Below are 9,381 nucleotides of genomic sequence, written 5' to 3'. Positions count from 1 at the left end.
GCTTGTCCCCGCGCGGTGGGTTCACCCATCGTGTTGTGGGTTCCTGACCCGTGTGATGGGTACGGAACCCACAACACCGTGGGTGAACCCACCGTGCGGCGGAAACCCGGAGACTCCTAGACCACCGCACACCACGCCACGCCACCGCCGACCAGATGACCACCCGGCTGATCCGCCGCGCGTGCGAGGTTGGCTGCGCCGGTCGTCGTGCGGGCTCAAGACGGAAGCTTGCACAGGTTGTGATGGGTGTGGACTGGTTATTGCTTGTTCAAGGTCCCAGGAGGGGGTGCACGGTCCCGGGCGGGTGTGCGAGGCCCCGGCGGGGATGGGAGGCTCCAGGACGGGGTGCACGGTCCCGAATGGGGGTGCGCGGTTCCCGGTAGGGGCTCAGGGGCCTCAGCCGCGGGGGACGCGCTCGGTCGTACAGCGTGGGCACCGACTCGGTCACGCGGATCCACCCACGGATCAGTCAGCTGAGCCGGATTTTCCTTGAGGAGTGAGAATCGTGCTGTGAGGATCGGTGTGGTCTGTCCGTACTCGCTGGGCACGCCCGGCGGGGTACAGAACCATGTCCGCGATCTGGCCGAGGCGTTGCTGTCGGTCGGCCATGAGGTCTCGGTGCTGGCGCCGGTCGACGATCCGGAGGACGCGGTCCCGCCGTACGTCGTGTCGTCCGGGCGGGCCGTCGGCGTTCCGTACAACGGGTCGGTCGCCCGGGTGACGTTCGGTCCGCGGACGGCAGCGCGGGTCCGGAACTGGCTCGCGGACGGGGACTTCGACGTGGTGCACGTCCATGAGCCGACCACGCCGAGCGCCTCGATCATCGCGCTCTGGCAGGGTGACGGGCCGTTCGTCGCGACGTTTCACACCTGGCAGGTCCGGTCCCGCGCGATGAGCGTGGCGTCCGGGCTGCTGCGGCCGGCGCTGGAGAAGATCGACGCCCGGATCGCCGTGTCCGAGAACGCCCGCTCGATGATGGTGCAGCACATTGGCGGCGAGGCGGTGGTGATCCCGAACGGCCTCTACACGTCCCGCTTCAAGGGCAGTCCACGGCCGGAGTGGATGGGGGCGGACGGCACGATCAGCTTCCTCGGCCGGCTGGACGAACCGCGCAAGGGCCTCGGCGTGCTGATTGACGCCGTACCGGCGCTGCTCGCCGAGCGGCCCCGACTGAAGATCCTCGTCGCCGGTGCGGGACACGCGGCGGGCCCGGTTCCGCCGAAGTACCGCGACAACATCCTGTTCCTCGGCGCGATCGACGACGAGGCGCGTGCGGACATGCTGGCCGGCTCCGACCTGTACGTCGCTCCACATCTCGGCGGCGAGAGTTTCGGCATCGTGCTGCTCGAGGCGATGGCCGCCGGCGCACCGGTCCTGGCGAGCGATCTGCCCGCGTTCCGGCAGGTGCTGGAAGGCGGGCGGCTGGGGGAGCTGTTCGACGTTGGTGACGTCGATCAGCTCGCTCGGCGCACCCTGGCGCTGCTGAACGACCCGCAGCGGCGCGATGAGCTCCGGGCGGCCGGGCTGGCCGCCGTACCGAAGTACGACTGGTCGGCCCTGGTGCCCGAGCTGCTGTCCGTCTACGAACTGGTCGCCCGCCGCTAGCTCAGCCGAGCTGGGCGGCGGTCGCTTTGATCTCGTCGAAGTCGCCGGGCGTCGGGTGCCAGGGGAGCTGCAGCGGGTCGTCCTGATAGCGCGGGATGACGTGCAGGTGGGTGTGGAACACCGACTGCCACGCGGCGGCGCCGATGCAGCTGAGCAGGTTGGCGCCGTCGGCGTCCAGGCGGTCGATCACCCGGGAGACCAGCGACTGGGCGAGCAGGGTGGCGGCTGTCAGGTCCTCGGCGTCGGCCTCCCGCAAATCCGTCGAGTGGGCCCGCGGGACCACCAGCAGGTGACCCTTCGTTGCCGGGTTGATGTCCATGAACGCGATCGCACGCTCGGTCTCCGCGACCCGGGTGGAGGGGATGTCACCGGCGACGATCCCGCAGAAGAGGCAGTTCTCGCTCATCCGCACAGGCTATACACTGCGCGAGCCGAATCCCTGCCCATTCGCGTCGTACGAGGAGCCCGATGCCGGACGAACTCCTGCGCCCGACCATCTCCTCCGGCGTGGACCTCAGCGCCCGTCCGTGGCGGCTGATGTCGCAGACGTACGTCGCCTTCTTCGGCGGCGTGATCGCCTGCACGGTCGTGGCGTTCCTGAACGCGCGCCGGCTCGGTGTCGATGCCGCCAAGCGCCGGCTGATCCTGCTCACCGGTCTCGTCGGCCTGTTCCTCGTGACCGGCGTCTTCCTGCTGCTGTACGGCGACGGCGATCTGACGTCCGGGGTTCGCGTGGGCATCCGGGTCGTGGCCGTGCTGTGCTGCCTGGCTCAACTGCGGCTGCAGCGGCCGATGGACCGCGCGTTCCAGTTGCGCGGCACCGACTACGGCTCGCTGTGGGGTGTCGGGATCGCCGCGACGATCGGCGGCGCGGTCGCCGAAGCCATGATCCTCTACCTGGTGGCGGTGGTGCTGTGAACGATCCGAGCGAGTCCCGACTGCGGATGGCGGCGCACTGGCTGCAGATCGGCCGGCCCGAGCGGGTCCTCGAAGAACTGCAGGGACTGTCCGGCGATGCCGCGGTCGACTTCCGCGCGTATCTGTTCCGCGGTGCCGCCCTGCATGCGCTCGACCGGAACGCCGAGGCGGTCGACGTGCTCCGCGACGGCCTCGCCCTGCACGGCCCGTTCCCCGCGATGCTCCACATCCTGGGCGCCGCGCTGCGGTCCGAGGGGCGGCTGCCCGAGGCCGAGGCGGCGTACCTGCAGGGTCTGAGCCTCGACCCGAACGATCCGGACCTCCTGATCGGGTACGCGCACGTCTGTCTGACGGCTGGGCAGGCCGAGAAGGCGAGCGCGCTGGTCGAGCGGGCGGCCTCACATGCGCCCGAAAGCGCGGCGGTCTCGGCCGCCCGCGCGCAGGTGGCCTTTGCGCTCGGCAAGGACCGCGACATGCACCGGCACAGCACCGAGGCGCTCGGGTACGACCCCGAGGACCCGAATGCCCGCGCCCTGCACGGCACGGCGTCGATCCTCACCGGCGACGCGCGCTCCGGGTACCAGTCGCTCGCCTCCGCGGCTGCGGCGCAGCCCGGTGACGCGGACCTGCGGGCCGCCGCGCGGGACGCCAAGCTCCTGAATCACCCGCTGATGCGGCCGCTGCGCCCGTTCGCCCGGTTCAATCCGCTGGTCGTCTGGGTCGGCGCGGTCGCAATCATCTACGGCCTGCGGATCGCGGGCCTCGCGCCGCTGTCGTTCGCGTTCGCCATGGCCTGGCTCGCGTTCTGCGTCTACTCGTGGGTCGTCCCACCTCTGGTCCGCCGCTGGCTCAACCGAAAGTGGGGCGCATGAGTAACGAACGGATCCAGGCTCTCCGCAAGGCCGTCGATGCGAGTCCGGACGATGTGTTGTTGCGGCTGGTGCTGGCGGAGTCGCTGGTGGCGGCGGGGGAGACGGAGGAGGCGCTCGACCAGTACGTCGTCGTGCTGGACCAGCACGGGCTGCCCGACGACCAGTTCGTTCCGGTCGGCGAGCTGGCCGCGGCGAACGGGCGGCTCGCGCTGCTGCGCAACCTCCTGTCCGCGGCCCGCCAACAAGGTGTTGTGGAGGGCACCGGGCGGCTGCAGCAGCTCGTCGACGGCATGATCTCCGAGCGCAGCGGCGTACGGATCAAGGTCGGTCCGGAGGACGAGCAGGATCCGCTGGTCGCGGACGCGCCGAAGGAGACCACGACCTTCGACCAGGTCGGCGGCATGGAGGAGATCAAGCGGGTCATCCACCGGATGGTGATCCTGCCGCTGAGCCGCCCGGAGCTGTACGAGAAGTACGGCCGCAAGTCCGGCGGCGGCGTGATGCTCTACGGACCGCCCGGGTGCGGCAAGACGCTCCTCGCCCGGGCGACCGCGGGGGAGTGCGGGCTGCCGTTCGTCAACGTCCGGATCGAAGACGTGATGGATCCGTACCTCGGAGTCTCCGAACGCAACCTGCACGCCGCGTTCGAACGGGCCCGCGCCAATGCGCCGTGCGTGCTGTTCCTCGACGAGCTCGACGCGCTGGCGTTCGCGCGGCACAAGCACGGCGGGTCCGAGTCGCGCCGGCTGGTCGACGTCCTGCTCCAGGAGCTCGACGCGATCGGCTCCGAGAACGACGGCCTGCTGGTACTCGCGGCGACGAACGCACCGTGGGACGTCGACGAGGCGATGCTGCGTCCCGGCCGCTTCGACCGGGTGATCTTCGTACCGCCGCCGGACGAGCCGGCCCGCGCCGACATCCTGTCCGTGCTCACCAAGGAGGTCCCGGCCGAGGGGCTCGACCTGAAGGCGATCGCCGGCCAGACGGCGATGTTCAGCGGCGCGGACCTGCGCGCGCTGATCGAGCGTGGGGTGGACAAGGTGATCGACGAGGCGTTGACGGCCGGCGGCGAGCCGCCGCTGGCGATGCGGCACCTCACCGACGCGCTGGCCGCGGTGAAGCCGTCGACCCTCGACTGGCTGCACCGCGTCCGTTCCTACATCGAGTTCGCCAACCAGAGCGAGCGGTACGACGACGTGGCGGCGTACCTCAAGTCCCGCGACGTACGCCGCCGTCTGAGCCGACCTACTTGAGCTTGGCCGCCACCGAGTCCGGCATCGGCTCGTAGCGGGAGAACTCGCGGGTGAACGACGCCGCGCCGTGCGACAGTGAGCGCAGGTCGATGGCGTAGCGGGTGATCTCCACCTGCGGCACCTCGGCCTTCACGAGCGTGCGGCTGTCGCCGACCTTGTCCGTGCCGAGCAGCCGCCCGCGCCGCCCGGACAGGTCGCTCATCACCGCACCGACCAGGTCGTCCGGCACCAGCACCGACACCAGGTCGACGGGCTCGAGCAGCACGATCCGGGTCGCAGCGGCGGCCTCGCGCAGCGCGAGCGCGCCGGCCATCTGGAACGCCATGTCGGAGGAGTCGACGCTGTGCGCCTTGCCGTCGTGCAGTGTGACCCGGATGTCGACCACCGGGTACCCGGCCGCGACGCCCTTCTCCATCTGCGCCCGGACGCCCTTCTCCACACTCGGGATGAACTGCCGCGGCACCGCGCCGCCGACGACCTTGTCGACGAACTCGAAGCCGGAGCCCGGCGGCAACGGTTCGACCTCGATGTCGCAGACGGCGTACTGGCCGTGACCGCCGGACTGCTTCACATGCCGTCCGTGCCCCTTGGCCGGGCCGCCGAACGTCTCCCGCAGCGGGACCCGGAGCTCGACCTGGTCCACGGTGACGCCGTACCGGTTCGCGAGCGCGTCGAGCACGACGTCCGCGTGCGCCTCGCCCATGCACCACAGCACGATCTGATGGGTTTCCGGGTTCTGTTCGATGCGCAGCGTCGGGTCCTCTGCGGCCAGCCGCTGCAATCCGACGCCGAGCTTGTCCTCGTCGGTCTTGGCGTGCGCCTGGACGGCGATCGGCAGCAACGGCTCCGGCATCGTCCACGGCTTCAGCAGCAGCGGATCGGCCTTGTCGGACAGTGTGTCGCCGGTCTCGGCCCGCGTGAGCCGGCCGATCGCGCACAGGTCGCCGGCGATCACTTCGCCGGCCGGCCGCTGGATCTTGCCGAGCGGGAACGACAGCGTGCCGATCCGCTCGTCCTCGTCGTGGTCCTCGTGCCCGTGCGCCGTCCCGTGGTGGTCACCGAAGAAGGACGTGAAATGGCCCGACACGTGAACCGTCGCGTCGGGCCTGATGGTGCCGGAGAACACCCGGACCAGGCTGACCCTGCCGACGTACGGGTCCGACGTCGTCTTCACCACCTCGGCGAGCAGCGGCCCGTCCGGGTCGCAGGTCAGACCCTGGCGGGGGACACCGTGCGGGGTGAACACCTCGGGGAGCGGGTGCTCCGGCGGCGACGGGAACCCGGCGGTGATCACTTCGAGCAGCTCGTAGGTACCGACGCCGGACGCGCTGCAGACCGGGATCACCGGGAAGAACGATCCCCGCGCGACCGCGCGCTCGAGGTCCTCGATCAGGATCTTCTCGTCGATCTCCTCGCCACCGAGGTAGCGGTCCATCAGCGACTCGTCCTCAGACTCCTCGATGATCCCCTCGATCAGCGTGCCGCGCAGTTCCTCGATCTGGTCGCCGTACGACGGGTCCGGCGCGGACGTGGACCGCTTGCCGCCGGAGTAGGCGTAGTACGTCTGGGTGAGCAGCCCGATCAGCCCGTCACCAGCGGGCAGGTAGAGCGGCAGCACCTTGTCGCCGAACGCCGCCTGCGCCGCGGCCAGTGCGTTCTGGTAGTTCGCCCGGGCGTGGTCGAGTTTGGTGACCGCGACCGCGCGCGGCATCCCGACCTCGGCGCACTCCTGCCAGGCCGTCCGGGTCGGCTCGTCGACGCCCTCGCACGCCGAGATCACGAACAGCGCACAGTCCGCGGCGCGCAGACCGGCCCGCAGTTCGCCGACGAAATCGGCGTACCCGGGGGTGTCGATCAGGTTCACCTTGACCGTTCCGTCGGGGCCGTCGTGGCGCAGCGAGGCGAGCGACAGCCCGACCGTGCGCTGCTGCCGGATCTCGGCGTCGTCGAAGTCGCACACCGTGGTTCCGTCCTGGACGGTGCCGGGTCTGTTGAGGACTCCGGAGGCCACCAGCAGGGCCTCGACGAGGGTGGTCTTGCCGGCGCCCGACGGGCCGACCAGCACCACGTTGCGGATGGCGGCCGGGCTGTCCACAGCGGGCGCGGCCCCGGTGCCTTGGGAAGTGTTCGTCTTGTCTGCCATGACGTTCCTCCTGGTCCACCCACGATTCCGCTAACCGGCAGTTCGCACAAGGCCCCTCGGGTCCCGGATTCGTGTCCGTCCGCCGGGCCCGGACCCCTGCCCTCGATAGGGTCGCGAACATGCGTTGGGCACTCGGGGTAGCTGGTCGTCCGTTGTTCGCGGCACTGCTGGGGACCGTCGTCGCGGTCCTCGCCGCAGTGGGGTTCGCCGCACCGGCGGGCGCTACCGGGAGCGCATCCGGCGACGAGATCACGAACTTCCGGATCGAGTACGACGTCTCAGCGGACGGCGTGCTGCACGTCACCGAGACGATCGACTACCACTTCGGGAGCACCGGCCGGCACGGCATCTACCGCACTCTGGTGACGCGGGAGCCCTACGCCGACGACGACTCCAAGGATCAGTTGTACGAGGTCAGCAACGTCGAGGTGGCATCGCCGACGCCCGGCGTCTCGGCCAAGTTCACCGAGGACACCTACACCGGCAACCAGGGTCGCTACGAGGAGCTGCAGCTGCAGATCGGGTCCGCCGACGAGACAGTGCCCGGTACGGACGCGACGTACGTGATCAAGTACGACGTCCGCGGTGCGCTGCGGCACTTCGACGACCACAGCGAGCTGTACTGGGATGCGACCGGCAACAACTGGAGTGCCGCGATCCGGCGGGTCGACATCAGCGTGACCGTGCCCGGCGGCGTCCAGAAGACCGCCTGCTTCGAGGGGCGGGTCGGCTCGAACCAGGAGTGCTCGAGCTCGGTCGTCGGCGACCGCGGTACCTTCCGCGCCTCGGACCTGCCGGACGGCGAGGGCGTGACGATCGTCGCCGGGATCGGCGCGGGTGCCGTCCAGAACGACACCCCGATCGTGGTCGACCCGCCGAGTTGGCTGGAGCGCAACGGGCTGAGCTGGCTGCGGGTGATCGGCGCCGGCGTCGTGACCGCGGGCGCGCTGGTGCTCGCCGCGCTGTACGCGAAGTTCGGCAACAAGGACCAGCGGTACGGCGGAATGCCGCCGGGCACGTTCCCGCCGGACGGGGTCGCCGTGCAGACGGTGAAGGACGAGCTGGCCGAGGATCAGATCCCGGTGGCGTTCGCGCCGCCGAAGATCCCGGTCGGGGAGGGTGGCCTGCTGATCGACTCGAAGGCGACCACGACCGAAACCGCGGCGACGCTGATCGATCTGGCCGTCCGCGGCGGCGTCAAGATCGTCAACGAGGGGCCCAGCCAGAAGGCCGTGCTGCTGAACCCGGCGGCCGCGACCGCGCCGCACGAGCAGGCGCTGATGCTCGGCCTGTTCCCGTCGTTGCAGCCGGGAGCGGAGATCGCGCTGGAACGCGGCGCGGTCGGTGATCACACGATGCGCAAGGCGCACGACGCGATGATCAAGGCGCTGCGCGACCAGGTCCGGGCCCGCCAATGGTACCTGCGGCTGCCGCGGGCCGGCGGCGGATCGGCGTTCAAGAACGGAACCGGATGCGCCTGCATGGCGGTGATCGGCGTGTGGGTGGTCGGCGCCGGCCTGATGGGTACGGCGATCAGCGCCGCCACCGGTGGCCTCGGCCGGGCCGCGACGGTGGCGATCCCGGTGATCGCGGTGCTCGTTGCCGTTGGCATCTGGATCGGGATCCGTAGCCGCGGGCAACGGAACCCGGCGGGCCGGGCGGTCGCCGACCAGCTGATCGGGTTCCGGAAGTACCTGGCCACGGCCGAGGCGGATCAGCTGCGGTTCGAGGAGGGCGAGGACATCTTCTCGAAGTACCTGCCATGGGCGATCGCCTTCGGGCTGGCCGACCGCTGGCAGCAGGTCTGCGAGCAGCTCGTCGCCGCCGGCCGCATCCCGGCGGACCCGTACTGGTACGCCGGACCGTCCTACTACACGTCCGGATGGACCGCCGGCGCTGTCAGCTCCACCGTCGCCAGCACCTTCGACCCGCCGCCCGCCCCGGCCAGCTCGGGTGGAGGCGGCAGCTCGTCCGGCTTCAGCGGCGGCTCCTCCGGCGGTGGAGGCGGCGGCGGAGGCGGCGGGAGCTGGTAGCTCCGGCCGCCGCCGAAGGGCTTACAGGGTGCCGCCGGCGGCCGCCGGTGCCAGCGGGTCGGCACCGGCCTCGCCGACCGTCTCGCGGGCGAGGAAGTCCTCGAGGTGGAACAGGTTGTCGCCGGCGCGCTTGGCGACGTTCACCAGCGTCTTCATCGAGGCGACCTCCTCGACCTGCTCCTTGAGGAACCACTGCATGAACTGCTCACCGATGTAGTTGTTCTCGTCACGCGCCGTGCGCGCCAGCATCTCGACCTGCTGCGTGACGGTGACTTCCTGCGCGAGCGCGAGCTCGAGCGGCTCCAGCGCGGTGGCGAACTCGGTGACGACATCACCGACCGACGGGATCTGCGGCTTGACGTCGTTGTCGAGCAGGTACTGGACCATCATCATCGCGTGGTTGCGCTCTTCCAGGGCCTGCTGGTAGAAGTGCGCGGCCAGCCGGGGCAGGTCCTCGGCGTCGTACCAGACAGCGACTGCCACATACTGCTGCGACGCCGTGAATTCGTTCCGGATCTGCTCCTGCAGGAGTTTTTCGTACGTGCTCATGCGGTCAA

Annotated in this window: 8 protein-coding genes; 5 read left to right on the top strand and 3 right to left on the bottom strand. The window is 70.3% G+C overall.

Translation table 11 applies throughout. The features are described 5' to 3' along the window. The first annotated feature begins 510 nt into the window (after positions 1–510). Complete coding sequence (locus AB0B82_RS16420; protein WP_360168147.1) at positions 511–1,605, top strand: glycosyltransferase family 4 protein; 1,095 nt, start codon at positions 511–513, stop codon at positions 1,603–1,605. Between the two features lies 1 nt (position 1,606). Here AB0B82_RS16420 and AB0B82_RS16415 read toward each other — a convergent pair whose 3' ends face one another. Further along, positions 1,607–2,011, bottom strand: a complete 405-nt coding sequence (locus AB0B82_RS16415; protein WP_360168144.1) for an HIT family protein — start codon at positions 2,009–2,011, stop codon at positions 1,607–1,609. 62 nt (positions 2,012–2,073) lie between these two features. Between AB0B82_RS16415 and AB0B82_RS16410 the strand changes: the two genes are divergently transcribed. The 3 genes from AB0B82_RS16410 to AB0B82_RS16400 are packed head-to-tail and all read left to right on the top strand — an operon-like array spanning position 2,074 to position 4,648. After that, positions 2,074–2,523: a hypothetical protein gene (locus AB0B82_RS16410; RefSeq protein ID WP_360168141.1), complete on the top strand. Its 450-nt coding sequence runs from the start codon at positions 2,074–2,076 to the stop codon at positions 2,521–2,523. Next, positions 2,520–3,395 (top strand): tetratricopeptide repeat protein, encoded by an 876-nt coding sequence (locus AB0B82_RS16405; protein ID WP_360168138.1) that lies wholly within the window; start codon positions 2,520–2,522, stop codon positions 3,393–3,395. Before AB0B82_RS16410 ends, AB0B82_RS16405 begins: the two co-directional genes overlap by 4 nt. Further along, positions 3,392–4,648 carry a tetratricopeptide repeat protein gene (locus AB0B82_RS16400; RefSeq protein WP_360168135.1) on the top strand — a complete coding sequence of 419 codons (1,257 nt, stop codon included), beginning with the start codon at positions 3,392–3,394 and terminating at the stop codon, positions 4,646–4,648. Before AB0B82_RS16405 ends, AB0B82_RS16400 begins: the two co-directional genes overlap by 4 nt. On the opposite strand, the gene AB0B82_RS16395 is transcribed toward AB0B82_RS16400, so the two are convergent. After that, entirely contained in the window at positions 4,641–6,791 is a 2,151-nt protein-coding gene (locus tag AB0B82_RS16395) for an elongation factor G-like protein EF-G2 (RefSeq protein ID WP_360168132.1), read from the bottom strand. The genes AB0B82_RS16400 and AB0B82_RS16395 overlap by 8 nt on opposite strands. Positions 6,792–6,910: 119 nt before the next feature. Here AB0B82_RS16395 and AB0B82_RS16390 point away from each other — a divergent pair, with 119 nt between their 5' ends. Further along, positions 6,911–8,824 (top strand): DUF2207 domain-containing protein, encoded by a 1,914-nt coding sequence (locus AB0B82_RS16390; RefSeq protein ID WP_360168129.1) that lies wholly within the window; start codon positions 6,911–6,913, stop codon positions 8,822–8,824. 21 nt (positions 8,825–8,845) lie between these two features. Here AB0B82_RS16390 and AB0B82_RS16385 read toward each other — a convergent pair whose 3' ends face one another. Next, positions 8,846–9,373: a ferritin gene (locus tag AB0B82_RS16385; protein WP_360168126.1), complete on the bottom strand. Its 528-nt coding sequence runs from the start codon at positions 9,371–9,373 to the stop codon at positions 8,846–8,848. Between the last annotated feature and the right edge of the window lie 8 nt (positions 9,374–9,381).

It is taken from the genome of Kribbella sp. NPDC048915, from assembly GCF_040649595.1.
In the GTDB taxonomy this organism is placed as follows: Bacteria; Actinomycetota; Actinomycetes; order Propionibacteriales; family Kribbellaceae; genus Kribbella.
Note: the sequence above shows the minus strand (reverse complement) of the source record. Positions and strands in the feature narration are given on the sequence as shown.